Origin of the sequence: Jiangella alba, assembly GCF_900106035.1 — a bacterium.
Classification (GTDB): domain Bacteria; phylum Actinomycetota; class Actinomycetes; order Jiangellales; family Jiangellaceae; genus Jiangella; species Jiangella alba.
The window spans coordinates 2,788,759-2,813,437 of the sequence record NZ_FNUC01000004.1 but is presented as its reverse complement, the minus strand read 5'-3'; the positions used below and the strand labels follow the sequence as shown (position 1 = coordinate 2,813,437).

Below are 24,679 nucleotides of genomic sequence, written 5' to 3'. Positions count from 1 at the left end.
CATGGCGATCACGCTCACTCGCCCGCGTCGGGACGAGCGGCCTCCTGGATGCCCTCACGGTCGCGCGTGCGCCGCCGCAGCACCGTCAGGTCCTCCTCGCCCTCGCCCAGCGACTCGACCGGCTCGTCCTTGATCAGCGGCTGGCCCGAGACGGTGACGTAGGTCTGCTTGAAGGCGTCGATCGCCTGCTCGAGGGTCGCGATGTCGTCGTCGGACAGCTTGCCGCTGGACTCGATGTTCTCGAGCACGGCGGCCTGCTCACGCGCGACAGTGTCGAGGAACTCGCCCTCGAACCGGCGGATGTCCTCGACCGGGACGTCGTCGAGCTTGCCGGTGGTGCCCGACCAGATCGAGACGACCTCGCGGCCGACCGACAGCGGCGCCGACTGCGGCTGCTTGAGCAGCTCGGTGAGCCGCTCGCCGCGGTTCAGCTGCGCCTTGCTGGTGGCGTCCAGGTCGGACGCGAACGCCGCGAACGCCTTGAGCTCGTTGTACTGCGCGAGGTCGAGGCGCAGCGTGCCGGCGACCGACTTCATCGCCTTGATCTGCGCGTCGCCACCGACGCGGGACACCGAGATACCGACGTTGATGGCCGGGCGCACACCCGAGTGGAACAGGTCCGACTCGAGGAAGCACTGGCCGTCGGTGATCGAGATGACGTTGGTCGGGATGAACGCCGACACGTCGTTGGCCTTGGTCTCGATGATCGGCAGGCCGGTCATCGAGCCGCCGCCGAGGTCGTCGGAGAGCTTCGCGCAGCGCTCGAGCAGCCGCGAGTGCAGGTAGAAGACGTCACCGGGGTACGCCTCGCGGCCCGGCGGGCGACGCAGCAGCAGCGACACCGCGCGGTACGCCTCGGCCTGCTTCGACAGGTCGTCGAAGACGATGAGGACGTGGTAGCCCTGGTACATCCAGTGCTGGCCGAGGGCCGAGCCGGTGTAGGGCGACAGGTACTTGAAGCCGGCGGCGTCGGACGCGGGGGCGGCGACGATGGTGGTGTACTCGAGCGCGCCCACCTCCTCCAGCTGCTGCCGGATGCCGGCGATCGTCGAGCCCTTCTGGCCGGTCGCGACGTAGATGCAGCGGACCTGCTTCTTCTTGTCGCCGCTCTTCCAGTTGTCGAGCTGGTTCAGGATGGTGTCGACGGCGACCGTGGTCTTGCCGGTCTGCCGGTCACCGATGATCAGCTGGCGCTGGCCACGGCCGATCGGGGTCATGGCGTCGATGGCCTTGATGCCGGTCTGCAGCGGCTCGGCGACCTTCTGCCGCTGGACGACGGTCGGCGCCTGCAGCTCCAGCGCGCGGCGGGAGTCGGCCTTGATCTCGCCGAGGCCGTCGAGCGGGGCGCCCAGGGGGTCGACCACACGGCCGAGGAACGCGTCGCCGACCGGCACCGACAGCACCTCGCCGGTGCGGCGGACCGTCTGGCCCTCCTCGATGCCGGCGTAGTCGCCGAGCACGACGACGCCGATCTCACGCACGTCCAGGTTCAGAGCCAGCCCGAGGGTCCCGTCCTCGAACTCAAGCAGCTCGTTGGCCATGGCCGACGGCAGGCCCTCGACCCGGGCGATGCCGTCACCGGCGATGGTGACGTGGCCGACCTCTTCGCGGACGGCGGCCGCCGGCTGGTAGGACTCGACGAAGGCGTCGAGCGCCTCGCGAATCTCCTCGGGACGGATAGTCAGCTCCGCCATCGTTGCTCCTGCTCTCTCGCTCTCGAACGGTGGTCTCAAGTCTGGGTGGTGCCGGTCAGCTCACCACGAGCTGACGGCGGGCGGCGTCGAGGCGGCTGGTGACGGTGCCGTCGACGACCTCGTCGCCGAGCTCGACCCGGATGCCGCCGACGACGTCAGGCTCGACGACGACGTTCAGCAGGACCGGGCCGCCCGCGCGGACCGCGAGTGCCCGTTCCAGCCGCTCGCGGTGCTCGACGGCGAGCGGGGCGGCGACGTGCACCACGGCCACCCGGCGCTGGCGCAGCCGCGCGGCGAACTCCGCGACGCGGGCCAGTTCCGCTTCCAGGCTACGCGCCCGGCGGTCCAGGACCGCGTGCTCGAGCAGCGCGACGGTCTCGGGCGCCGCCTTGTCCTGCAGCAGCGTCCGCACCAGCTGCCGCTGTGCGTCGGCGGGAGCGGCGCGGTCGATCAGTGCCGAGCGGAGGTCGCGGTTGTCGCGCACGACCAGCCCGAACCGGAAGATCTCCTCCTCGACGGCGTCGAGGCGGCCGGCCGACCGGGCGGCCAGCAGAACGGCCTGCAGGCCGAACTCCTCGACCGCGGTCGTGAGGTCGCCCGGGTTCGCCCAGCGCTCGCGGACGGCCGCCGCGAGGACGTCCGTCGCGGCCGGCTCGACGCGGTCGCCGGCCAGGCGGCGCAGCAGCGCCTCCCGGTCGTCCGCCGTACGGCCGGTGTCGGTGAGCGCGCGGCGCACCGACGGCCGTGAGTCGAGCAGGTTCGCGAACGAGAACAGGTCGTCGCCCACCGCCGGCGCGCGGCCGGCCGCGGCGTCGACGATGCTCTCGAACCGCTGCCGCAGCTCGCCGTGGCTCTCGCCGAGGTTGGTGTCAGGCATGCTCACGCGTCCCCTGCGGCCGGCGTGGCCGCGTCGGAGGCCTGAGCGGTCTCGAGGTCGGCGAGGAAGCGCTCGACGACCCGGCGGGAGCGGTCGTCGTCCTGCAGCGACTCGCCGACCACCTTGCCGGCCAGCGTCGTCGCCAGCGTGCCGACCTCGCCGCGCAGTTCGCGCAGCACCTGCTCGCGCTCGGCCTGCAGCTGCGCCTCGGCCCGCGCGGCGACCCGCTTGGCCTCGGTCTCGGCGTCCTCGCGTGCCTGCGCCACGATGGCCGCCCCCTGCTGCTTGGCGTCCTCGCGGATGCGAGCCGCCTCACCGCGGGCGTCGGCCAGCTGGGCGCGGTACTCCTCGAGCAGGCGCTGGGCCTCGGCCTGCGCCTCCTCGGCCTTCGCCGCACCGCCCTGGATGGCGGCGGCGCGGTCGGCGTAGGTCTTCTCGAAGATCGGGTAGACCTTCGCACGAAGGAAGAAGAACAGCAGCGCGAAGGCGACCAGACCGACGATCAGCTCGGACATGTGCGGCATCAACGGGTCGGGACCGTCCTCCGCCGCCACCACCGCGATCGGTGCCATCGAGAGAGCCATGATCAGATGGCGAACGCGAGGCCGATGGCGATGATGAACAGCGCCTCGGCGAGCGCGAAGCCGAGGATCGCGATGCCCTGGAGGACGCTGCGCGCCTCCGGCTGGCGGGCCACGCCGTTGATGTAGGCGGCAAAGATCAGGCCGATGCCGACGCCCGGGCCGATGGCCGCGAGGCCGAGACCGACCATGTTGAGCGAGCCGTCCATCTTTTGTTCCTTTCCTTTTTTGTGAAAGCTCAGTGCTCGTGGGACAGAGCGCCGCCGATGTAGATGGCGGAGAGCAGGACGAAAACGTACGCCTGGAGAATCTGGACGAAAGCCTCGAAGAATGTCAGCACGATGCTGAACAGAATCGAGACGCTGCCGGCCGCGACACCGACCAGACCTTGATATTCGAAGATCAGGTATTCGCCACCCAGAATCGTCAACAACAGCACCAGGTGACCGGCGAACATGTTGAACGTGAGACGAAGGGTGAGCGTGAAGGGCCGCACGATGAAGGTGGAGAAGAACTCCAGCGGGGCCAGCAGCGGATAGATCGCCTTCGGCACGCCGGGCGGGAACATCATGTTCTTGAAGTAGCCGCCGAAGCCCTGCCGCTTGATGCCGACGTAGTTGTAGATGACCCACGAGATCAGCGCCAGGAACAGCGGGATCGCGATCTTCGAGGTGGCCGGCAGCTGGAGCACCGGGATGATGCCCGAGATGTTCAGCACGGCGATGAAGCCGAACAGCGTCACGAGATACGGGACGTACTTGATGCCCTCGCGGCCGATGGCGTCGCGTGCGATTCCGTCGCGGACGAATCCGTAGACCGACTCGCCGGCGAACTGCAGCTTGCCGGGAACGAGCGTGCTACGCCGGGCGGCGAAGTAGAAGAAAGCGCCGACGGCGATGGTGCCGAGCACGATGACGAGCATCGGCTTGGTGAAGAACGTACCCTCGCCGAAGAGCGGCGGGAATTCGAAGTCGGCCGGTCCGGGACTGTGGAATCCCGACTCGGCCACGATCCGAGTGCTCACGTGGTCCTTTCTTCAGCGCGCTCGCGACACGCCCGACGAGGAGGGCCAGGTCAGGGCTTACCGTATCTGACCCATACGAGGTACAGAGAGGCGCCCATCCCTACCAAGAGCCCCAGTACGAGCGGGAGACGGCTGTTGAGCCACTCGGAGACGAGCCAGCCGACGCCACCCCATACTGCAACTCCGGACACGACCAGTGCGAAGGCATCCCACGCACCGTTCTGATCCGCCCGACGTGTGTCTTCGGGACCGTCCGGACTCATGGCGCCTCGAATACTACTGGGTGCCCTTGCCGGTAACGAAATCGGGTCCCACTAAGCGCCGGGGACGCTGTCGAGCCGAAGGTCATTTCTGGTCACCGGCCGGCACGGCGGGCCGTGCCCCGCGGCTGTTCTCGCGGAACATCGTCACCGCGTACGTGAGGGTGTAGACCAGCGCGCAGACCATCAGCGACAGCCCCAGCGCGCGCTCGTCGAGGCCGTCGACGCTGGTCAGGACGCCGAGGCCGATGAAGATCAGGGCCAGCCGCAGGCTGTACGTCACGATCAGCACGCCCGCGCCGGCCATGCCGTTGGCGGGCAGGTAGCGGGCCAGCACCACGGGCAGCGCGCCGCTGGCGAAGAACGCGATGACCAGCACCGCGGCGACGACGGCCGACCACAGCGCGGCGCTGCCGCCGGCGAGCGCGGCCGTGACGGCGCAGACGACGCCGGCGGCGGTGGTGAGCAGCAAGGCGGGGCGGGCGGCGGCGGCCGGACTGCGGCGGCGCGGCGGCGCGGAAACGGGTTCGGTCATGGCGGGCCCCAGCCTACGTGCTGGCGCCGAAACCATCCATGACGTGCCATTTCTCACACCACGACTCACACGGCGGACGGCTGTCCGCGGCGCAGGAGGCGGCGCGGATGGCCGGTCGTGAACGCGATCATGATGGCGACGGCGAGCGCCAGCAGCACGTAGGTGGTCCAGCCGCCGACCAGCGCGATGACCACCAGGCCGCCGGAGACCAGCGCCGCCCACACCCACATGATCGCGACCGCGCGCCACTGCGAGTGGCCGATCTCCAGCAGCCGGTGGTGCAGGTGCATCTTGTCCGGCGCGAACGGCGACTTCCCGGCCCGGGCGCGGCGGACGACGGCCAGCATCATGTCGAGGAACGGCAGCAGGATGACCGCCAGCGGCAGCACCAGCGGCAACAGCGTCAGCAGGAAGCTGGAGGTGTCGACGTCCTGGCTGGGCAGCCGGCCGGTGAGGCTGATCGAGCCGGCCGCGAGCAGCAGGCCGATCAGCATGGCGCCGGAGTCTCCCATGAAGATCTTCGCCGGGTGCGCGTTGTGCGGCAGCAGCCCGGCACAGATGCCCACCACGACCACCGAGACCAGCGCCGACGTCGTCATGTACGACGTGTTGTTGTTCTCGACGGACAGCAGGTAGGCGTAGGAGAAGAAGGCCGTGGCGCCGATGCCCACCACGCCGGCGGCCAGGCCGTCGAGGCCGTCGACGAAGTTCACCGCGTTGGACGCGCCCACCACCAGGACCACCGTCATGATGGCGCCCTGGGTCTGGTCGAGCACGAACGTGCCGCCGGGCAGCGGCAGCCAGACCAGCTGCACGCCCAGCGCCACCAGCAGGCCGGCGGCGACCACCTGGCCGGCGAACTTGGCCAGCGCCGAGAGGTCCCAGATGTCGTCGGCCACGCCGATGAGGCAGATGACGACCGCCGCGAGGATCAGCGCCCACGCGTCGCTGGACTCGGTGAACACGTCGCGCATGCGGGGCAGGTAGCTGGCCACCAGCATGGCGACCAGCATGCCGGCCAGCATGGCGATGCCGCCCAGCCGCGGCACCGGCTCGCGGTGGACGTCGCGGTCGCGGGTGGGCGGGACCGCGCCGACCCAGTAGGCGAACCGGCCCGCCAGCCCCACCACCAGGTACGTGACCGAGGCCGCGATGAAGAAGGTCAGAAGATACTCGCGCACCGGCGGACGTGCCCCCTAGGCTTCCGGGCCTTGTAGCTCGGGGACGACGGCCTGCAGCTCGGCGAGGCCGAGCGCGCCCTGCCGCAGCACCCGCGGGACGTCACCGGAGACGTCGACGATGGTCGACGGCGTGTCGCTGTCGGTGTCGCCGGCCTCGAGGTAAACGGCGACGGAGTCGCCCAGCTGGTCGCGGGCCTCCCCCGCCGACCGGGCCGGCGGCTGCCCGCTGAGGTTGGCGCTGCTGACGGCCAGCGGGCCGGTGGTCTTCAGCACCTCGACGGCGACCTCGTGGTCGGGCATCCGGACCGCGACGGTGCCGCCGGTGTCGCCGAGGTCCCACCGCAGCGACGGCTGCTGGCGGCAGATCAGCGTCAGCCCGCCCGGCCAGAACGCCTCGACCAGCGCCTCGATGGTCTTGTCGGTGACGGCGACACCGCCCAGCGTGGCCGGCGAGCCGACCAGCACCGGCACCGGCATGTCCCGGCCACGGCCCTTGGCCTGCAGCAACGCGGCCACCGCGGCAGGCGTGAACGCGTCGGCGCCGATGCCGTAGACGGTGTCGGTGGGCAGCACGATGAGCTTGCCGTTGCGGATGGCGCGGGCCGCGGCGGCGACGCCGCGTTGCCGCTTGGTCTCGTCGGAGCAGTCGTACAGCGGACTCACGCAGACATCATCCCGCACGTCGCGCGGTGACGTACCGCGGGCGGCCGGTGAGATCGAGATGATCGGCCACCTCGGTCCAGCCGCCGTGCCGGCGGAACACCTCAGGAGCGGCCTCACCCTGCACGTCGGCGTGCTCGGCCACCAGCAGGCCGCCGGGGCGCAGCAGCCGGGCGCCGACGTCGGCGAGCACCCGCATGGCGTCGAGACCGTCGGCGCCGGACCACAGCGCGGCCGGCGGGTCGTACTCGGCCACCTCGGGGTCGCGGATGGTGGCGTCGGCCGGGATGTACGGCGGGTTCGCGGCGACGACGTCGACCTGGCCGAGCAACATCGACAGGCTGCGCTCGGCCACCAGCGCGACGTCGTCGCGGTGCACGATGACGGAGTTGCCGGCGGCGTTGCGGCGCAGCCAGGCGACGGCGTCGTCCTCGCGTTCGACGGCGTGCACCATGACCGGTCGCACCTCGGTGGCGACGGACACGGCGATGGCGCCGGACCCGGAGAACAGGTCGACGACCACCGGCACCCGGCCGGCCGCGACGACCGCCCGCGCTTCGTCGACGGCGGCGCCGGCGGTCAGCTCGGTCTCCGGCCGCGGGATGAACACCCCCGGGCCGACCTGCAGGATCAGGTGCCGGAACGGCGCCTCACCGGTGAGGTGCTGCAACGGCTCGCGCCCGGCGCGGCGGCGGACCAGTTCGTCGAAGCGCGGCGCGAAGGAGTCGTCCGGGTCGGGCTGGGTCAGCAGCGCGCCGCGCTCGACCCCGAGCACGTGCGCGGCCAGCACCTCGGCGTCGTGCCGCGGCGAGGGCACCTCTGCGGCGGCCAGCACCCCGGCCGCCGTGCGGAGCTGTTCGAGCAGCGGCGCCGCGCTCACTCGCCGTCACCGCGCTCGGCGGTGGCCGCGAGCGCCGCCTCGGCGTCGGCGTCGACCAGCGACTGCACGACCGGCCCGAGCTCGCCGTCGAGCACGACGTCGAGGTTGTACGCCTTGTAGCCGGTGCGGTGGTCGGAGATGCGGTTCTCCGGGAAGTTGTACGTGCGCACCCGCTCGGAGCGGTCGACGGTGCGCACCTGGCTGCGCCGCGCGTCGGACGCCTCGCGCTCGGCCTCCTCCTGCGCCGCCGCCAGCAGCCGGGCCCGCAGGATGCGCATGGCCTGCTCCTTGTTCTGCAGCTGGCTCTTCTCGTTCTGGCACGAGACGACGATGCCGGTGGGCAGGTGGGTGATGCGCACCGCGGAGTCGGTGGTGTTGACGCTCTGCCCGCCCGGGCCGGACGACCGGAACACGTCGATGCGCAGGTCGTTGGCGTTGATCTCGACCTCGCCCTCGTCCTCGGCCTCGGGCAGCACCAGCACCCCGGCGGCGGACGTGTGGATGCGGCCCTGGCTCTCGGTGACGGGGACCCGCTGGACGCGGTGGACACCGCCCTCGTACTTGAGCCGGGCGAACGGCGCGGTGCCGGGCTCGGCCGAGCCGCGCGCCTTCACGGCGACGGAGACGTCCTTGTAACCGCCGAGGTCGGACTCCTCGGCGTCGAGCACCTGGGTGCTCCAGCCGGCCCGCTCGGCGAAGCGCAGGTACATGCGCAGCAGGTCGCCGGCGAACAGCGCCGACTCGGCGCCGCCCTCGCCCGCCTTGATCTCCAGGATCGCGTCGCGGTCGTCGTTGGGGTCGCGCGGGAGCAGCAGCATGCGCAGCCGCTCAGCGAGCTCGTCCTGCTTCGCCGCCAGCTCGCTCGCCTCGGCCGCGAACGCGGAGTCGTCGGCGGCCAGTTCCAGCGCGGCGGCGCGGTCGTCGCCGGCCTGCCGCCACGCCCCGTACGCCGCGACGATGGCCGTCAGCTCGGCGTAGCGCCGGTTCAGCCGCTTGGCCAGCGACGGGTCGGCGTGCACCGACGGGTCGGCCAGGCGCTGTTCGAGCTCGGCGTGCTCGGACACCAGCGTCTCGACACCTTCGAACACGGCTGAGCTCCTTCCGAGCAGGACGCGGGCACAAAGGAGGCGGGGCGTGCGAGGTTCGACCTCACACGCCCCGCCTGCGAAGAGCTACTTGGCGTCGGCCTTCTTCTTGCCGTACCGCGACTCGAAGCGCGCCACCCGGCCGCCGGTGTCGAGGATCTTCTGCTTGCCCGTGTAGAACGGGTGGCAGGCGGAGCACACGTCGGCGTGGATGACGCCGTTGGCCGCCGTGCTGCGGGTGGTGAACGTGTTGCCACACGTGCAGGTGACCGTGGTGTCCACGTAGGCCGGGTGGATGTCGGACTTCATCTGTTACTCCAGGCGTCTCGTGGGCCGCCGGGTCGACACGACGGGGCGTCGCATCGTGAACCGGAGCCAGCAGATCAGTATTCCAGGTACGGGCCGTCGCCACCAAACCGGCCCACGTGCGCCTGCACCCGCCACCGAGTTGCCCGGGGCCGCTGTCGGCGCGAACCGCGGCCAAGAGAATGGGCAGCAGGGGGACGGCCCACTCGCGCAAAGCGGCGAACAGGCGAATCCAAGCACAACATGGCGGTGCCCCGACCGCTCGCAAGCGATCGGGGCGCCCCGGTGACGACCAGCGTCAGTCGGCGTCCTTGGAGCCGTTCCCGCCGCCGGCCGGCGTCGTCTTCTGGACCGTGAGCATGAACTCGGCGTTGCTCTTGGTCTTCTTGAGCCGGTCGAGCAGCAGCTCGATGGCCTGCTGCGGGTCGAGCGCGGACAGCACGCGGCGCAGCTGCCACATGATGGCCAGCTCCTCGCGGGAGACCAGGATCTCCTCGCGACGGGTGCTCGACGCGTCGACGTCGATGGCGGGGAAGAGGCGCTTGTCGGCGAGGTCGCGGCGCAGCCGCAGCTCCATGTTGCCGGTGCCCTTGAACTCCTCGAAGATGACCTCGTCCATCTTGGACCCGGTCTCCACCAGCGCGGTGGCGAGGATGGTCAGCGAGCCGCCGTTCTCGATGTTGCGCGCCGCACCGAAGAACCGCTTCGGCGGGTACAGCGCGCTGGAGTCGACGCCACCGGACAGGATGCGGCCGCTGGCCGGCGCCGCCAGGTTGTAGGCGCGGCCCAGGCGGGTGATGCCGTCGAGCAGGATGACGACGTCGTGGCCGAGCTCGACCAGTCGCTTGGCCCGCTCGATGGCGAGCTCGGCGACCATGGTGTGGTCGACCGGCGGACGGTCGAAGGTCGACGCGATGACCTCGCCCTTGACGGTGCGCTGGAAGTCGGTGACCTCCTCGGGCCGCTCGTCGACCAGCACGACCATGAGGTGCGTCTCGGGGTTGTTCTGCGTGATCGCGTGCGCCAGCGCCTGCATGATCAGCGTCTTGCCGGCCTTCGGCGGCGACACGATGAGACCGCGCTGACCCTTGCCGATGGGGGCGATGAGGTCGATGATGCGCGTCGCCATGTTGGTGGCGTCGGTCTCGAGACGCAGGCGGTCCTGCGGGTACAGCGGCGTCAGCCGGGAGAACTCCGGACGCTGCTTGGCCACCTCGGGGTCGGCGCCGTTGATGGTGTCGACGCGGACCAGCGCGTTGAACTTCTGCTGCTTCTCGCCCTCGCGCGGCTGCCGGACGGCACCGGTGACGGCGTCGCCCTTGCGCAGGCCGTAGCGGCGGACCATGGCCAGCGACACGTACACGTCGTTGGGGCCGGGCAGGTAGCCCGACGTGCGCACGAACGCGTAGTTGTCGAGGATGTCGAGGATGCCGGCGACCGGGATGAGGACGTCGTCCTCGGAGACGGTCGGCTCCTCGATGCGCTCGCGGCTGCCGCCACCGCGGCGGTCGCGGTCGTTGCGGTCGTTACGGTCATTGCGATCGTTGCGGTTGCTGCCGCGGCGGTCGCGACGGCGACGCCGGCGACCACGGTCGTCGTCATCGTCCTGGGAGTCGTCGCGGTTGCCGCCGCCCTGGCGGCCGCCGTCGGCGTCCTGCCGGGTGTCCTGGCGGTCGTTGCGGTCGCGGTTGCCGCCGCGGTCGTTGCTCTGGCGGTCGTTCTGACGGTCGCCGTCGCGGCTGCTCTGGCGGTTGCGGCGGTTGTCCTGCCGCTCGGAGCGGCGCTCGGCCGGCTCGTCGTCGGTGGACGGGGCCTCCGTGGCGGGGGCCTCGGCGGCCGGCGCCTCAGTGGCCGGCGCCTCGGCGGCCGGGGCCTGCGCGGCGGGCGCGTCCGCGACGACCACGACTTCGTCGGGACGGTTCTCGGCGGCGGCCTGCGGCCGCTCGGCCCGGCGGCGGGTGCGGCCACGGGCGGGCGCCGCGTCGGCGGCGGGCGCGGCGGCCTCGGCCGCGGCGGGGGTGTCGGTGACGGCCGGAGCGGCGGCGGGCGCCGCGGTCTCGACCGGGAGGGTGTCGGCAGCGGCCGGCGCCGAGCCGCCGGACTGAGCCGCCTTGATGGCCGCGACCAGCTCGCCCTTGCGCATGCGGCCGGTGCCCTTCAGCCCGAGGCTGCCGGCGAGCTGCTGGAGCTCGGCCAGAACCATGCCCTCGAGGCCGGCTGCGCGGCGGCGCGCGGGGCGCTTCGCCGCGGTGGCGTCAGTCGACGCGTCCGGCGTCGCGGTGACGCCGGGGATCTCGGTATTAGTCACTCAGGGTCCTTCCCTGGACCGGCATCGGTTCAGACAAGCCGATGCATCGAACACCTCGGGTGGCTCCCGAGGAAAGGCACGACGCAAACTGATGGGCCGCCCCTCCGCGAAGCCCGCGACAGCGAACCCGGGGAGATGGGCGAAGACCATGGTCATTAGCGACGAACGTCACCACCATGGGGATACCGACCAGCAGAACGTCGGTGCACAGCGAGCGTAGCACGCCGTGGGCCGTTTGACCCACCCCCGTCGGCACCGCTCATGCAGTGGCGAACTCCACAACGGCACCCTGCGTGTCCACTTGCAACGCGCGGACGTCCCACCCTTCGGCGAGCGCCTCGACGCGGCTCAGGTCGTCGCCGCCGCCGAGCACCAGGACGGTCGGTCCGGCGCCGGACACGACCGCCGCCAGGCCCTGCGCCCGCAACGCCGTGACCAGCGCGTACGTGGCCGGCATGGCGGGCTCGCGGTAGTGCTGGTGCAGGCGGTCCGCGGTGGCGTCGAGCAGCAGGTCGGGCCGCTTCCCGAGCGCGTGGACGAGCAGCGCGGCGCGGCCGGCGTTGGCGGCGGCGTCGGCGTGCGGGACGGTCTCGGGCAGCAGGCCGCGCGCCTTCTCCGTCGACACCTCGAAGGACGGGACGCACACCACCGGCGCGACGTCGGGGTGGACGTCGACGCGGGTCGCGCGGGCGGCGCCGGCGTCGTCGCGCCACGCCACCGTCAGGCCGCCGAGCAGACAGGCGGCGACGTTGTCCGGGTGGCCCTCGATGCGGTCGGCCGCCGCGAGCGCGTCGTCGTGCGCCGTCAGGCCGGTCAGCGCGCGGGCCGCGACGACGCCGCCGACGATGGCGGCCGCCGACGAGCCCAGCCCGCGGCCGTGCGGCAGCGCGTTGCGGCAGCGCAGCCGCAGCGCCGACGGCTGCTCGCCCAGCTCGGCGAACGCCGCGCGCAGCGACCGGACCACGAGGTGCCGCTCGTCCAGCGGCACCGACCCGGCGCCCTCGCCGTCGACCGTCACCTCGACCGGCGTCGCCGGCCCGCCGAACTCGGCCGTCACCTCGACCTCGTCGTGCAGCGACAGCGCGAGGCCGAGCGCGTCGAAACCGGGACCGAGGTTGGCGCTGGTGGCGGGGGTGCGGACGAGGACGGTCGCCGTGCTCACGCCAGGCCCAGGGCCTGGGCGGCCGCGCCGGCCTCGGCCGGGACCACGTAGGGGCGGATCTCGCCGTAGTAGGCGCTGGCGGTGTCGACGTCCTTGAGGCCGTGCCCGGTGACCGTGACGACGACCCGCTGGCCGGCGTCGAGGCGGCCCGTGCGGCTGTAGTGCAGCAGCCCGGCCACGCCGGCCGCCGACGCCGGCTCGACGAACAGGCCCTCGCGGCCGGACAGCTCCTGCTGCGCGGCCAGGATCTGCTCGTCGGTGACGGCGTCGATGAGGCCGCCGGAGTCGTCGCGCGCGGCGATGGCGAGGTCCCACGACGCGGGGTTGCCGATGCGGATGGCGCTGGCCACGGTCTCGGGCGCGGACACCGGGCCGCCGTGCACGAACGGCGCGGCGCCGGCCGCCTGGAAGCCCCACATGCGCGGACGCCGACGGGCCGGCCCATTGGCGGCGTACTCGGTGTAGCCCAGCCAGTAGGCGGAGATGTTGCCGGCGTTGCCGACCGGCAGCACGTGGAGGTCGGGCGCGTCGCCGAGGTCGTCGACCACCTCGAATGCGGCGGTCTTCTGCCCGGCCAGGCGGTACGGGTTGACCGAGTTGACCAGCGCGACGGGGTACGTCTCGGCCAGCTCGCGGGCCAGCCGCAGGCAGTCGTCGAAGTTGCCCTGCACCGACGCGATGATGCCGCCGTGCACGACGGCCTGGGCCAGCTTGGGCCCGCTGATCTTGCCGTCGGGCAGCAGCACCACCGGGCGCATGCCGGCCCGGACGGCGTAGGCGGCGGCCGACGCGCTGGTGTTGCCGGTGGACGCGCAGACGACGGCCTCGGCGCCCTCTTCGGCGGCCTTCGAGATGGCCACCGTCATGCCGCGGTCCTTGAACGAGCCGGTCGGGTTGACGCCCTCGACCTTGAGGTACACCTCGCACGAGGTCTGCCCGGACAGCCACGGCGCGGGCACCAGCGGCGTGCCGCCCTCGCGCAGCGTCACCACCGGCGTGGCGGCCGTGACCGGCAGCCGGTCGCGGTACTCCTCGATCACTCCACGCCACAGCCGAGACTGGGTCACGACAGCCATGGTGGTCAGTCCCCCTCCACCCGCATCACCGACAGGACAGCACGAACGGTATCGAGTCGCGTCAGCCCGTCGACAGTCGCGGCCAGTGCGTCGTCGGTCGCCTGGTGCGTGACGACGACCAGTTCGGCGTCGTCGGGGCCCTCGGAGCGCTGCCGGACGGTCTCGATGGACACGTCGTGCTCGGCGAACACGGCGGCGACGGCCGCCAGCACGCCCGGACGGTCGTCGACGTCGAGGCTGATGTGGTACCTCGTGATGGTCTCGCCCATCGGACGGACCGGGCGGTCGGCGTACCAGGAGCCGCGCGGCCCGACGGCGTCGCCGATGCGGTTGCGGGCGGCCGTGACGACGTCGCCGAGGACGGCGCTCGCGGTGGGCACGCCGCCGGCGCCGGGGCCGTAGAACATCAGCCGGCCGGCCGCCTCGGCCTCGACGAACACCGCGTTGTAGGCGCCGCGAACGCTGGCCAGCGGGTGCGTGCGCGGCAGCATGGCCGGGTGGACGCGGACGCCGACGCCCCGGCCGTCGGGCGACAGCTCGCAGATGGCCAGCAGCTTCACCACGGCGTTCATGGCCGCCGCCGACGCGACGTCGGCCGAGGTGACGTCGGAGATGCCCTCACGGTGCACGTCGGCGGCCACCACCGGCGAGTGGAACGCGATGCCGGCCAGGATGGCGGCCTTCGCGGCGGCGTCGAAGCCCTCGATGTCGGCGGTGGGGTCGGCCTCGGCGTACCCGAGCGACTGCGCCTCCTCGAGCGCCTCGGCGAAGCTGCTGCCCTCGCTGTCCATGCGGTCGAGGACGTAGTTGGTGGTGCCGTTGACGATGCCGAGGACGCGCTTGATGCGATCGCCGGCCAGCGACTCGCGCAGCGGGCGCAGCAGCGGGATGGCGCCGGCGACGGCGGCCTCGTAGTAGAGGTCGACGCCGTGCTTCTCGGCGGCGGTGTGCAGGGTGACGCCGTCCTCGGCGAGCAGCGCCTTGTTCGCCGTCACGACGGAGGCGCCGCGCTGCATGGCGGCCAGCAGCAGCCCGCGGGCCGGCTCGATGCCGCCGATGACCTCGACCACCAGGTCGACGTCGTCGCGCTCGACGAGGGCGCGCGCGTCGGTCGTGAACAGGCTCGGGTCGACGCCGGGGATGTCGCGGACGCGGCCCGTGCGGCGTACGGCGATGCCGGCCAGCTCGAGCCGGGCCCCGGCCCGGGCGGCGAGGTCGTCGGCATGCTCGTGCAGGAGGCGGGCGACCTCCGTGCCCACCACACCGCATCCGAGCAGCGCCACGCGCAGGCTGGCCATCGCTCCCCCTTCACCCCGGTCAGTACGGACACCAGTCTCCGGGAGGTCCGGACGATCTCGCGCCGTCCATCCATGATGCGAGACATCCGTCTCACCATACGCAGGTCGGCCGGAAGACCTGCACCCGTCAGTCGAGACAGAACTCGTTGCCCTCGATGTCCTGCATCACGAGGCACGACTCCTCCTCGCCGTCGGCGAGCAGCAACTGGAAGCGGGTGGCGCCGAGCGGCACCAGCCGGGCGCACTCGGCCTCGAGCGCGGCGAGGCGCTCGTCCCCGACCAGCCCGGTGCCGACCCGCACGCACAGGTGCACGCGGTTCTTGACCACCTTGCCCTCGGGAACGCGCTGGAAGTACAGCCGCGGGCCCACTCCGTCGGGGTCGACGGCGACGTCCGGCTGGTCCGCCGGCTTGACGTAGCCGAGCACCTCGCACCAGAAGTCGGCGACGCGCGCGGGCTCCGCGCAGTCGAAGGTGACCTGGAACTGCCTGACCGATGTCATCGGTCCACCCTAGGTGTGCCCCGTATCATTCCGCGCGTGAGCGTGCTGCGGGTCACCGCCGGCGGGGTGACGCAGCACTTCCCGCCGTCGGCCGGTGAGGTCCTGATCGGGCGGTCGGCGGCCTCGAACGTCGTCGTGCCGGAGTCGAGGGTGTCGCGACGGCACCTGCTGGTCGCGTTCGACGGCGGCTGGGTCGCGCGCGACCAGGGCAGCTCCGGCGGCACCTGGCGCGACGGCGTGCAGGTGGGCGAAGTGCCCGTCGACGGCGCCGTGGAGCTGGCACTGGGCGGGCCGTCCGGGCCGGTGGTGTCGCTGGCGGCGCCGCAGGCCGCACCGCCCCGGCCGCCGGGGACCATCACGGTGGGCCGCGCGCCCGGCAACGACATCGTCATCGACGACCTGCTGACCGCCCGCCACCACGCGCGGCTCACGCCGAACGCCGACGGCTGGTTCCTGGAGGACCTCGACAAGCACCACCAGACGTTCGTCCGCGGCGCCGACGTCGAGACCGCGCAGCTGCGCGAGGGCGACGTCGTCACGTTCGGGAAGGTGCGTTTCGTCGTCACCGGCGACGGCGTGCTGCCGGTGCCGGACTCCCCGTCCAGCGGCGGCCTCGACGTCAGCGACGTGCACTACGTGCTGCCCGGCGGGAAGGTGCTGACGGCGGGCGTCTCGCTGGACGTCGCCGGGCCGCGGCTGGTCGCGCTGATCGGGCCGTCGGGGTCGGGGAAGTCGACGCTGCTGCGGCTGATCAGCGGCGAGCTGGAGCCGGCGCAGGGGTCGGTGCGCTACCAGGGCATCGACCCGCACCACCAGCAGGAGGAGGTGCACGGCCGCATCGGCGTGGTGCCGCAACACACCATCGCGCACGCCCAGCTGACCGCCCGCAAGGCGCTGCAGTACGCCGCCGAGCTGCGGCTGTCGCAGGACACCACCGCCGGCGAGCGGCGGCAGCGGGTCGACGACGTGCTGGCCGAGCTGTCGCTGTCCGAGCACGCCGACATCCCGGTGCGGCGGATGTCCGGCGGCCAGCAGCGCCGGCTGGCGATCGCGTTCGAGCTGCTGACGAGCCCGTCGCTGCTGATCCTCGACGAACCGACCGCCGGGCTGGACCCCGCGCTGGTCCGTCAGATCATGACCGGGCTGCGCGAACTGGCCGACGGCGGCCGGCAGATCGTCGTCACGACGCACGACCTCGCCCACCTGGACCTGTGCGACGACGTGCTGATCATGCTCCCCGGCGGGCGGGTCGAGTACTTCGGGCCGCCGAGCGGCATCGAGGCGCACTTCGGCACCGCCGACTGGGCGGACATCTTCGAACGGCTCAACGCCGCGACGCCGCCGCCACCGCCGGCGACCGCGGGCCCCGACCTCGGCGACCGGCTGCGCCGCCTGAACCCGCTGGCCTGGTTGGACCGCCTCAGCGGCTTCGGCCGTCCGGACGCCCAGCGCTCAGCCGCGCACGTCGTCGGGCCGGCGCCCGACGTCGTCGGCCCGCAGGCCATCGACCAGCGCCGCCGCCGGCAGCAGACGTGGGTGCTGGTCCGCCGCCAGCTGCGCCTCATCTGGGCCGACCGCGGCTACGCCGGGTTCCTGCTGGCGCTGCCGATGGTGCTGGCGCTGCTGACGTTCGCGATCCCGGACGAGACCGGGCTGGGCCGGCCGGTCAGCCCGGCCAGCACCGAGGCGATGCGGCTGCTGGTCGTCCTCGTCGTCGGCGCAGCGTTCATGGGCATGGCCGCGACCGTCCGCGACCTCGTCGCCGAACGGCGCATCTTCCGGCACGAGCGCGCCGCCGGCCTGATGCCCGACGCCTACCTGGCGGCGAAGATCGCGGTGTTCTGCGGTGTCGTGGTGGTGCAGACGCTGATCCTGCTGCGGCTGGTCTACTGGTTCCGCGACGGCCCCGAGGACGGCGTGCTGTTCGGCGCCGGCAACGTCGAGGTCGGCATCGCGCTGGCGGCGACGGCCATAGTGTCGGCGCTGCTCGGCCTGCTGATCTCCGCGCTGGTGTCCACGCCCGAGCAGACGATGCCGCCGCTGGTGGTGGCGATCATGGCGCAGCTGGTGCTGTGCGGCGGGCTGATCGAGGTGACCGGTCAGGCGGTGGTGTCGCAGCTGTCCTGGCTGGTGCCGTCGCGCTGGGGATACGCCGCCGCCGCGTCGACCGTCGACATCACCGAGCTGGTCCGCAACGCGCCGGACGACGCGCTCTGGAGCCACAACCCGGCCGCCTGGCTGGGCGCGCTGCTGGCGCTCGCGGTGCTGGGGACGGCGTACGCCTGGCTGGCCCGCCGCCGGCTGCGGTCCACCTGAGGCCCGTCCGGCAGCAGCCGCACGCGCACCGTCAGCAGGTCGGCGCCGAGGACGCGGACGTTCATGGCGTTGAGCATCCGCAGCGGGTGCCAGCGGATGATCGCGCGCTGCCGCGCCAGCACGTCGTCGCCGGGTAGCGCTTCGGCGACGCCGTCGACCCACCGGTACCGCCAGCCGACGCGCAGCCGGACGCGCACCCGCGGGTCGGCCAGGAGGTTGCGGACGTAGCCCGCTCGCAGGCCGTGCTCGGCGATGATCCAGACGTCGTCGCCCACCCGGCCGTTGCCGACGGGCGTGCGGCGGGGCCGGCCGGTGGTCCGGCCGCGGGTCTCCAGGATCGCCAGGCCCAGCGGGTTGAGCCCGAGCCGGAACAGCAGCCGGACCAGCGGGTTGATCACCCACCGCTGCATCGTCCGCACGACGGCGATCTTCGCCCGCCGGCTGCGTGCGGTCACGACGAGGTTCGCCAGGAACAGCGCCGTCTGGGTGAGCGCGCCGGGCAGGCCGGGCCACGCTCCGGGGTCCAGCGCGTACAGGCCCCACACCACCGCGAGGGCGACGGCCGTGCCCGCCACCAGACCACGCGGCATTGTCATACGATCGTATGGTCTCATACGACTGTATGATGGCATGCATGGCGCGAGTGTCAACCCCCCGGCCGACGAAGGACGTCATCACCGACGCGCTGCTCGACATCACGGCCGAGCGCGGCCTCGACCACGTCAGCGTCCGGCACGTCGCCGCGGCCGCCGGAGTCGCCATCGGCACCGTCCAGCACTACTTCCCCACCAAGGACGCCATGCTGACGGCGGCGTTCACCGAGGTGGTCCGCCGCATCCGCGAGCGCGTCGCCGCGACCGTCCTCGGGCCGGACGTCCGGCGCAACCTCGCCGCCGTGCTGCGCGAACTGCTGCCGCTCGACGAGCCCCGAGCCGCCGAGGTGCGCGTCCAGGTCGCCTTCGCCGCCCGGGCGGCCACGATGCCGGCGCTGGCCGAGCTGCAGGGCGTCATCCTCGGCGAGGTCACCGACGCCATCGCCGCGGCGCTCGCCCACGTCGACGGCGGGCCGGCCGCGCAGCGCCGGGCGCGGGCCCAGGTCGTCCTCGCCACCGTCGACGGGCTGGCGCTGCACGCCGTCAGCTCGCGCGACTGGGTCACCCCCGAGTCGCTGGCGGCCGCATTGGACGACGCGCTCGACGCGCTGCTGCCGCCGGGCGACCCGACGGCGGCGCCGGGCGACGTTGTCGGTGATCGCTCGTAGAGTTGGTGGCCCACCCGGCCGGGAGGGGTGGGCGTCGCGCCGACGCCGACTTCGCGAGCCAGCAGCGGTGGGTACCGCGCCCGCCGCCGGCCCTGAGCCGTCAGAGCCAGCCGTTGCCCTCGGCCACCCGCACCGCCTCGACCCGGTTGCGGGTGCCGGTCTTGCCGATGGCGCTGGACAGGTAGTTCCGCACCGTCCCCTCGGACAGGTAGAGCCGGCCCGCCACGTCGGCGACGCTGGAACCGTCGCGGGAGGCGCGCAGCACGTCGGCCTCGCGCGGGGTGAGCGGCGACGGCCCGGCGGCCAGCGACTCCACCGCCAGCGCGGGGTCGACGACGCGCAGGCCGGCGTGGATGCGGCGGATCGCGTCGGCCAGCTGCTCGGCCGGGCTGTCCTTGACGACGAACCCGGCGGCCCCGGCCTCGACGGCCCGGCGTAGGTAGCCGGGCCGGCCGAACGTCGTGACGATGAGGACGCGGCACGTCGGCAGCTGCTCGCGCAGGACGGCCGTCGCCGCGATGCCGTCGAGGCCGGGCATCTCGACGTCCAGCAGCGCGACGTCCGGGCGGTGCTCGAGCGCGGCGGCCACGACCTCGTCGCCGCGCTCGACCTGGGCGACCACCTCGAGGTCGGACTCCAACGAGAGCAGCGCCGCCATGGCGCCGCGCACCAGCGCCTGGTCGTCGGCGAGCAGCAGCCGGATCACGACACCATCATCGCGGTCGTGGTCCACCCGCCCGTCCCGTCGGGTCCCGCCTGCAACGTCCCGCCGGCCGCCTCGACCCGCTCGCGCAGCCCGACCAGCCCGGACGACGCCGGCCCGGGCCGGGTGCCGTCGGCGCCGTCGTTCCAGACCTCGATGCGCTCGGCGGTGACGGTGACCCGTGCGTGCGCCGCGCGGCTGTGCCGGACGACGTTGGTGACGGCCTCGCGCAGCACCCAGCCGAACAGCTCGCGCCGCGCGGCCGGCACGTGGTCGACGGCGCCGGGCAGCTCCGCCGTGATGCCGGCCGCCTCGAGCACCGTCGCGGCGCGCACCAGCTCGGACGTCAGCGTGACGTCGCGGTAGCCGGCGACGGTGCTGCGGACGTCCTTGAGGGCCTCGCGCAGCAGCTCCTCGACCTCGCGCAGCTCGGTCCGGGCGCGGTCGTCGTCGGCGCCGACCATGCGGCGGGCCAGCTGCGCCTTCACCGTCGCCGCGGTGAGGCTGTGCCCGATGACGTCGTGCAGGTCGCGGGCGAAGCGCAGCCGCTCCTGCTCGACCGCCATCGACGCGATCTGCTCCTGCGCCCGGGTGAGCCGCAGGTTGGTCTCGCGCAGCCGGAAGATCGCGTCCGTCGCCCACGACGAGCCGAGGATCGCCACCACGAACCAGACGCTGACCTGCCAGTCCAGCCCCAGCGACCACGGCACGAACAGCACGGCCACGCAGATGCTGCCGATGCTGGACCACGCCTTGCGCCGCGGCATCACCATCAGCGACACCTGGCTCAGCGCGAACCACACGACCACGCCGGACTCGCCGGCGAACGCGACCACCAGTGCGCCCAGCAGGCACAGGGCGAGGAAGCCGAACCGGCGGATCCGGCACGGCAGCGGCTCGTCGCGTCGCCGGGCCGACCGGGCCTGGGTGAACACGTAGAAGAACCCGGCGAGGAAGGCCACCAGCGACAGGTAGCCGAGCACCGTCCAGCCCAGGGGGTAGTGCTGCTGGTAGACCCCGACGGCGGTGGGGATCAGGATGACGATCCACACCAGCACGGCGACCAGCGGCATCAGCCGTTCGTCGTCGCGGGCCGGCGGCGCGGCCGTCTCGGTAGTCATCGGCGCCAACCTAGCGCGCACGCTCACCGCTCCGCCCGGCCGTAGCGCCAGCGGACCAGTCCGGCCAGCGCCAGCGTCCAGGCCGCCAGCGTGATCGCGGCCCGGACGACGTCGACGGACTCGCCGAACGGCGCCTGCGCGAGCGCGTTGAGCCAGTACGACGGGTACCACTGCGCGACCGCTTCCAGGCCGTTGGGCAGCTGGTCGATCGGCACGAACACGCCGCCGAGGAACGCGCTGCCCAGCAGCACGACCATGCCCCGCGGCTGCGCCGAGTTCGCCGAGCCGATCTGCCCGAGCAGCACGCCGAGCAGCGCGAACGGGATGCTGCCCAGCCACAGCAGCAGCAGCGACCCGGCCATCGCCGGCAGGTCCGCGCCGCCGCCCTGCGCCGCCAGCCCGACGGCGAACACCAGCGTCCCGGCCAGCATGCCGAGCACCAGCGCGACCACGCTCTTGGACAGCGCGTACGACAGCGGCCGCAACGGCGACAGCCGCAGCTGGCGGGTCCAGCCGGCGTGCCGTTCCAGCGCGACGCGGCCGCCGGCCGAGATGGTCGCGGCCAGCCCGGCGAACACGCCCATCATCACCATCAGCGACGTCGTGGCGCCGGTGTCGTCGCCCCACATCGCGTTGTACAGCAGGAACAGCCCGGCCGGCAGGCCGGCGGTGAGGACCAGCGCGGCGCGGTCGCGCAGCAGCCTCCGCACCTCGAGAAGGGTGTAGGTGGTGTTCACCGGGCACTCCCCTCCGTGATCGACAGGAACGCCTCTTCCAGGTCCGCGCCGGTCACCTCGATGTCGTGTGCCCCGGGCGAGTGGGCGAGCAGCGCGCGCAGGACGCCGTCGCCGTCTGCGGTGCGGATCCGCACGTCGGCGCCGTCGACGGTGACGCCGTCGTCGCCGAACAGGGTGTGGACGGCGGCGGCGGAGAGGTCCGGCACGGTTGCGCGGACGGTGCGGACGGCGACGATGGACTTGACGTGGCGCGGCGTGCCGTCGGCGACGACGCGGCCGTCGCGGAGCAGCACGACGCGGTCGGCGAACCCGTCCGCCTCGTCGAGGTAGTGGGTGGCGAACAGCACGGTGCGGCCCGCGGCGACGAACCGGCGCATGGCGGCCCAGAACTCGCGGCGGGTGGCGACGTCCATCGCGACGGTCGGCTCGTCGAGGACGACGAGGTCGGGGTCCGGCACCAGCGCGAGGGCGAACCGGACCCGCTGGGTCTGGCCGCCGGACAGCTCGGTGGCGCGGCGGCCGGCGAGCTCGGCGAGGCCGGCCCGCTCGAGCACCTCGGCGACCGGCAGCGGGTGCCGGTGCACGGAGGCGAACAGTGCGACCAGCTCGCCGACGGTCGCGTCCTCGAGCATGGCGCCGTCCTGGAGCATGGCGCCGACCAGCCCGGCGTCGACCGCGTCGCGCGGGCTGCGGCCGAAGAGCGCGACGGTGCCCGCGTCGGGCCGGCTCAGGCCGAGGACGAGGTCGACGGTGGTGGACTTCCCGGCGCCGTTCGGGCCGAGCAGGGCGACGATCTCACCGGGAGCGATCTCCAGGTCGATGCCGTCGACGGCCGTGGTGGGGCCGTAGGACTTGCGCAGCCCGGTCAGCCGGATCGCGTGCGGGGCGGGTTCTGTCATGCCTCCAGCGTCCGGCCCGGACGGCGTTCGCGGACGTCACCGCCGTCCGGTCCTCGCCATGACAGTTGTCATGCCTGGTCGGCGAGCTCCACCGGCCGCGCGATGACGTCGACCATGGCGCCGTTGCGGAACGTGGTGATCGGCAGCGGCACGTCGATGGCGTCGGCGAACATGCGCCGCTGCAGCGCCTGCGCGTCGTCGACCGGCTGGCCGCCGACCGTGATCACCAGGTCGCCCTGCCGCAGGCCGGCCACGTCGGCCGGGCTGTTCGGCTCGACGTGCACGATGCGCACGCCCCGGGTGCGGCCGATGCGCTCGGCCAGCGCCGGCGGCACCGGTGCGGGCGCCGTGGCGACGCCGAGGAAGGCCCGGCGCACCCGGCCGTCGCGCAGCAGCGTCGTGACGATGCGGTTCGTGGTGGCGTTGATCGGCACCGCCAGCCCCAGCCCCACCCCGGCGACGGCGGTGTTGATGCCGACGACGCGTGCATCGGCGTCGGCCAGCGCGCCGCCGGAGTTGCCCGGGTTCAGCGCGGCGTCGGTCTGGATGACGTCCTCGATGATGCGCACCGTCCGCCCGCTCTGCGCCGGCATCGACCGGCCCAGCGCGCTGACCACGCCCGCCGTCACCGACCCGGACAACCCCAGCGGGCTGCCGACGGCGACCACCAGCTGCCCGACGGTCAGCCGGTCGGCGTCGCCCAGCTGCGCCGGCGGCGGGGTCTCGCCGTCGGCGCGGACGACGGCGAGGTCGGACAGCCGGTCGCGTCCGATGACGGTGTACCCGACCTCGGTGCCGTCGGCGAACGCCGCCGTCCCCCGGGTCGTCGCGCCCACGACGTGCGCGTTCGTCAGCAGGAACCCGTCGCCGGTGAACACCACCGCCGACCCCGTGCCGACGACGCCGGTGCGGCCGCGCCGCTCCCCCTGCACCGCCAGGCTCGCGACGGACGGCAGCAGTGTGCGGGCCACCCCGGTGACCACCTGCGAATACGCGTCGAGCTCGTCGGCCACGGCGCACCTCCAGACCTCGAAGATGCAGGGTCCAACGCCGGGCGGCCGCGCCGCTACTCCCGTGTCCGCCCTGGGCGTACAGCCCGCGGCCCGAGCCGGAGGTGCGCGGGCAGGTCCGCGGCGATCGCACCGGCGTCCCGGGTGCCGTCCACCTCGACCACCCGCAGCCCGGCGGCCGCGGGCTGCGCCCGCACCTCGGCGGCCCAGGCCCGCTTTGCAATGAGCACCACTACGCACCACTGCGCGGCCGGTGCGTATTGGTGCTCATTGCAAAGCGGCGGGATCAACGGGGGATGAGCGCGTCCCGGTCCAGCCGCTTGGCCAGCATCGCGGCCGGGTCGTGGTCGCCCTGCTCGGCGGCGCTGCGACCGCCCCACCACGCGCCGGCCGGACCCGCGTGGACCATGGCGTGGAACCGCGGATGCTCCTGCGCACTGGCCCGGTCCACCCGGCCGTGCGAGAGGATCGGCGCCATGAACCTGCGCTTCGACGACGTCGCCGACGATCTGCGAGCGGCTTACCGGGGTGGGGCAGGCTGGCGCGACTCGGCGCCCAAGACGGCGTGGAAGGTGGCCGAGCGGGCCGCGTTCCTGGACCGGCTGCGCGCCGCCGGCGCGCGCACGCTGGTGGAGATCGGGGCCGGGACCGGTCAGGACGCGCTGTTCTTCCAGGACAACGGGCTGGCGGTCGTCGCGACGGACCTGACGCCGGAGATGGTCGCCGCCTGCGCGGCGAAGGGCCTGGACGCCCGCGTCATGAACCTGCTCGCGCCGGACCTGCCGCACGACTCGTTCGACGCGGTCTACTCGCTGAACTGCCTGCTGCACGTGCCGGACGCCGACCTGCCGGGGGCGCTGGCCGCGATCCGCGGGCTGCTGCGCCCGGGCGGCCTGTTCTTCCTCGGCGTCTACGGCGGCGACGGCTCGGCCGGCGTGCTGGCGGACGACAGCCACGACCCGCCGCGGTTCTTCTGCTGGCGCACCCGCGACCAGCTGCTGGACGCCGTCGAGCCGTGGTTCGACGTCGTCGACGTGCACCTGGTCGACACCGACGGGCTGCCGTTCCACTCGCTGACGCTGCGCCGATGATCTTGAGCGGCCCTGGCGCACGTCGGCCCAGCAAGGGCTGGGCCGGGTGCGATCGCGGAGGACTCGCCGCCACCGGGTCGGGGCGGCAGACGGTGTCTCCGGATCGTGGAGC

26 protein-coding genes and 1 pseudogene are annotated in these 24,679 nt (G+C 73.1%); 3 read left to right on the top strand and 24 right to left on the bottom strand.

Features of this window, described 5'->3' with window-relative positions; all coding sequences use genetic code 11:
• Positions 1 to 14: 14 nt before the first annotated feature.
• The 16 genes from atpA to BLV02_RS30930 form a co-directional block, all read right to left on the bottom strand.
• A complete protein-coding gene (gene atpA / locus BLV02_RS31010) occupies positions 15 to 1,694 on the bottom strand; it encodes a F0F1 ATP synthase subunit alpha (RefSeq protein ID WP_069112204.1) in 1,680 nt (559 codons plus the stop codon).
• Positions 1,695 to 1,749: 55 nt separating this feature from the next.
• Positions 1,750 to 2,571, bottom strand: a complete 822-nt coding sequence (locus tag BLV02_RS31005; protein WP_069112205.1) for a F0F1 ATP synthase subunit delta — start codon at positions 2,569 to 2,571, stop codon at positions 1,750 to 1,752.
• 2 nt (positions 2,572 to 2,573) lie between these two features.
• Positions 2,574 to 3,143 (bottom strand): F0F1 ATP synthase subunit B, encoded by a 570-nt coding sequence (locus tag BLV02_RS31000; RefSeq protein ID WP_069112333.1) that lies wholly within the window; start codon positions 3,141 to 3,143, stop codon positions 2,574 to 2,576.
• A 14-nt stretch (positions 3,144 to 3,157) separates the two neighbouring features.
• Positions 3,158 to 3,361 carry an ATP synthase F0 subunit C gene (gene atpE, locus BLV02_RS30995; protein WP_069112206.1) on the bottom strand — a complete coding sequence of 68 codons (204 nt, stop codon included), beginning with the start codon at positions 3,359 to 3,361 and terminating at the stop codon, positions 3,158 to 3,160.
• Positions 3,362 to 3,390: 29 nt separating this feature from the next.
• Positions 3,391 to 4,176: a F0F1 ATP synthase subunit A gene (atpB, locus tag BLV02_RS30990; protein WP_069112207.1), complete on the bottom strand. Its 786-nt coding sequence runs from the start codon at positions 4,174 to 4,176 to the stop codon at positions 3,391 to 3,393.
• Between the two features lie 345 nt (positions 4,177 to 4,521).
• The gene (locus BLV02_RS30980) at positions 4,522 to 4,971 is read right to left on the bottom strand and encodes a hypothetical protein (RefSeq protein WP_069112208.1); all 450 of its coding nucleotides are present in this window, start codon (positions 4,969 to 4,971) and stop codon (positions 4,522 to 4,524) included.
• A gap of 65 nt (positions 4,972 to 5,036) precedes the next feature.
• The gene (locus BLV02_RS30975) at positions 5,037 to 6,152 is read right to left on the bottom strand and encodes a glycosyltransferase family 4 protein (protein ID WP_069112209.1); all 1,116 of its coding nucleotides are present in this window, start codon (positions 6,150 to 6,152) and stop codon (positions 5,037 to 5,039) included.
• A gap of 15 nt (positions 6,153 to 6,167) precedes the next feature.
• Complete coding sequence (locus tag BLV02_RS30970) at positions 6,168 to 6,815, bottom strand: L-threonylcarbamoyladenylate synthase (RefSeq protein ID WP_069112210.1); 648 nt, start codon at positions 6,813 to 6,815, stop codon at positions 6,168 to 6,170.
• Between the two features lie 7 nt (positions 6,816 to 6,822).
• Positions 6,823 to 7,692 carry a peptide chain release factor N(5)-glutamine methyltransferase gene (gene prmC, locus BLV02_RS30965; protein ID WP_216094288.1) on the bottom strand — a complete coding sequence of 290 codons (870 nt, stop codon included), beginning with the start codon at positions 7,690 to 7,692 and terminating at the stop codon, positions 6,823 to 6,825.
• Positions 7,689 to 8,780, bottom strand: a complete 1,092-nt coding sequence (gene prfA, locus BLV02_RS30960) for a peptide chain release factor 1 (protein WP_069112211.1) — start codon at positions 8,778 to 8,780, stop codon at positions 7,689 to 7,691. The genes prmC and prfA overlap by 4 nt, the downstream gene beginning before the upstream one ends.
• Before the next feature lie 84 nt (positions 8,781 to 8,864).
• Entirely contained in the window at positions 8,865 to 9,086 is a 222-nt protein-coding gene (gene rpmE / locus BLV02_RS30955) for a 50S ribosomal protein L31 (protein ID WP_069112212.1), read from the bottom strand.
• Positions 9,087 to 9,381: 295 nt separating this feature from the next.
• Positions 9,382 to 11,391 (bottom strand): transcription termination factor Rho, encoded by a 2,010-nt coding sequence (gene rho / locus BLV02_RS30950; protein ID WP_069112213.1) that lies wholly within the window; start codon positions 11,389 to 11,391, stop codon positions 9,382 to 9,384.
• Between the two features lie 259 nt (positions 11,392 to 11,650).
• Positions 11,651 to 12,553, bottom strand: a complete 903-nt coding sequence (gene thrB, locus BLV02_RS30945) for a homoserine kinase (protein WP_069112214.1) — start codon at positions 12,551 to 12,553, stop codon at positions 11,651 to 11,653.
• On the bottom strand, positions 12,550 to 13,629 hold the full coding sequence (thrC, locus tag BLV02_RS30940) for a threonine synthase (protein WP_069112215.1): 1,080 nt from the start codon (positions 13,627 to 13,629) through the stop codon (positions 12,550 to 12,552). Before thrC ends, thrB begins: the two co-directional genes overlap by 4 nt.
• A gap of 5 nt (positions 13,630 to 13,634) precedes the next feature.
• Positions 13,635 to 14,927 carry a homoserine dehydrogenase gene (locus tag BLV02_RS30935; RefSeq protein ID WP_069112216.1) on the bottom strand — a complete coding sequence of 431 codons (1,293 nt, stop codon included), beginning with the start codon at positions 14,925 to 14,927 and terminating at the stop codon, positions 13,635 to 13,637.
• A 127-nt stretch (positions 14,928 to 15,054) separates the two neighbouring features.
• Positions 15,055 to 15,429 (bottom strand): VOC family protein, encoded by a 375-nt coding sequence (locus BLV02_RS30930; RefSeq protein WP_069112217.1) that lies wholly within the window; start codon positions 15,427 to 15,429, stop codon positions 15,055 to 15,057.
• 36 nt (positions 15,430 to 15,465) lie between these two features.
• Here BLV02_RS30930 and BLV02_RS30925 point away from each other — a divergent pair, with 36 nt between their 5' ends.
• Positions 15,466 to 17,745, top strand: a complete 2,280-nt coding sequence (locus BLV02_RS30925; protein WP_171906769.1) for an ATP-binding cassette domain-containing protein — start codon at positions 15,466 to 15,468, stop codon at positions 17,743 to 17,745.
• A gap of 32 nt (positions 17,746 to 17,777) precedes the next feature.
• Here BLV02_RS30925 and BLV02_RS37865 read toward each other — a convergent pair.
• A pseudogene (locus BLV02_RS37865) lies at positions 17,778 to 18,155 on the bottom strand (nitroreductase/quinone reductase family protein); the annotation flags it as partial.
• A 224-nt stretch (positions 18,156 to 18,379) separates the two neighbouring features.
• Between BLV02_RS37865 and BLV02_RS30915 the strand changes: the two are divergent.
• The gene (locus BLV02_RS30915) at positions 18,380 to 19,006 is read left to right on the top strand and encodes a TetR/AcrR family transcriptional regulator (RefSeq protein ID WP_069112218.1); all 627 of its coding nucleotides are present in this window, start codon (positions 18,380 to 18,382) and stop codon (positions 19,004 to 19,006) included.
• 100 nt (positions 19,007 to 19,106) lie between these two features.
• On the opposite strand, the gene BLV02_RS30910 is transcribed toward BLV02_RS30915, so the two are convergent.
• The 7 genes from BLV02_RS30910 to BLV02_RS36045 all read right to left on the bottom strand — a co-directional run bounded on the left by BLV02_RS30910 (position 19,107) and on the right by BLV02_RS36045 (position 23,954).
• Entirely contained in the window at positions 19,107 to 19,712 is a 606-nt protein-coding gene (locus BLV02_RS30910) for a response regulator transcription factor (protein WP_069112219.1), read from the bottom strand.
• A complete protein-coding gene (locus tag BLV02_RS30905) occupies positions 19,709 to 20,830 on the bottom strand; it encodes a sensor histidine kinase (RefSeq protein WP_069112220.1) in 1,122 nt (373 codons plus the stop codon). Before BLV02_RS30905 ends, BLV02_RS30910 begins: the two co-directional genes overlap by 4 nt.
• 23 nt (positions 20,831 to 20,853) lie before the next feature.
• The gene (locus tag BLV02_RS30900; protein ID WP_069112221.1) at positions 20,854 to 21,567 is read right to left on the bottom strand and encodes an ABC transporter permease; all 714 of its coding nucleotides are present in this window, start codon (positions 21,565 to 21,567) and stop codon (positions 20,854 to 20,856) included.
• Positions 21,564 to 22,466: an ABC transporter ATP-binding protein gene (locus BLV02_RS30895; protein WP_069112222.1), complete on the bottom strand. Its 903-nt coding sequence runs from the start codon at positions 22,464 to 22,466 to the stop codon at positions 21,564 to 21,566. Before BLV02_RS30895 ends, BLV02_RS30900 begins: the two co-directional genes overlap by 4 nt.
• A 68-nt stretch (positions 22,467 to 22,534) precedes the next feature.
• On the bottom strand, positions 22,535 to 23,479 hold the full coding sequence (locus BLV02_RS30890; RefSeq protein WP_069112223.1) for a S1C family serine protease: 945 nt from the start codon (positions 23,477 to 23,479) through the stop codon (positions 22,535 to 22,537).
• A gap of 53 nt (positions 23,480 to 23,532) precedes the next feature.
• Positions 23,533 to 23,706, bottom strand: coding sequence for a hypothetical protein (locus BLV02_RS36860; protein WP_171906770.1), 174 nt, complete (start codon positions 23,704 to 23,706; stop codon positions 23,533 to 23,535).
• A gap of 56 nt (positions 23,707 to 23,762) precedes the next feature.
• The gene (locus BLV02_RS36045) at positions 23,763 to 23,954 is read right to left on the bottom strand and encodes a hypothetical protein (RefSeq protein ID WP_141711638.1); all 192 of its coding nucleotides are present in this window, start codon (positions 23,952 to 23,954) and stop codon (positions 23,763 to 23,765) included.
• Between BLV02_RS36045 and BLV02_RS30885 the strand changes: the two genes are divergently transcribed.
• The gene (locus BLV02_RS30885) at positions 23,953 to 24,567 is read left to right on the top strand and encodes a class I SAM-dependent methyltransferase (RefSeq protein ID WP_141711639.1); all 615 of its coding nucleotides are present in this window, start codon (positions 23,953 to 23,955) and stop codon (positions 24,565 to 24,567) included. The two genes, BLV02_RS36045 and BLV02_RS30885, sit on opposite strands and share 2 nt — an antisense overlap.
• Positions 24,568 to 24,679 lie beyond the last annotated feature (112 nt).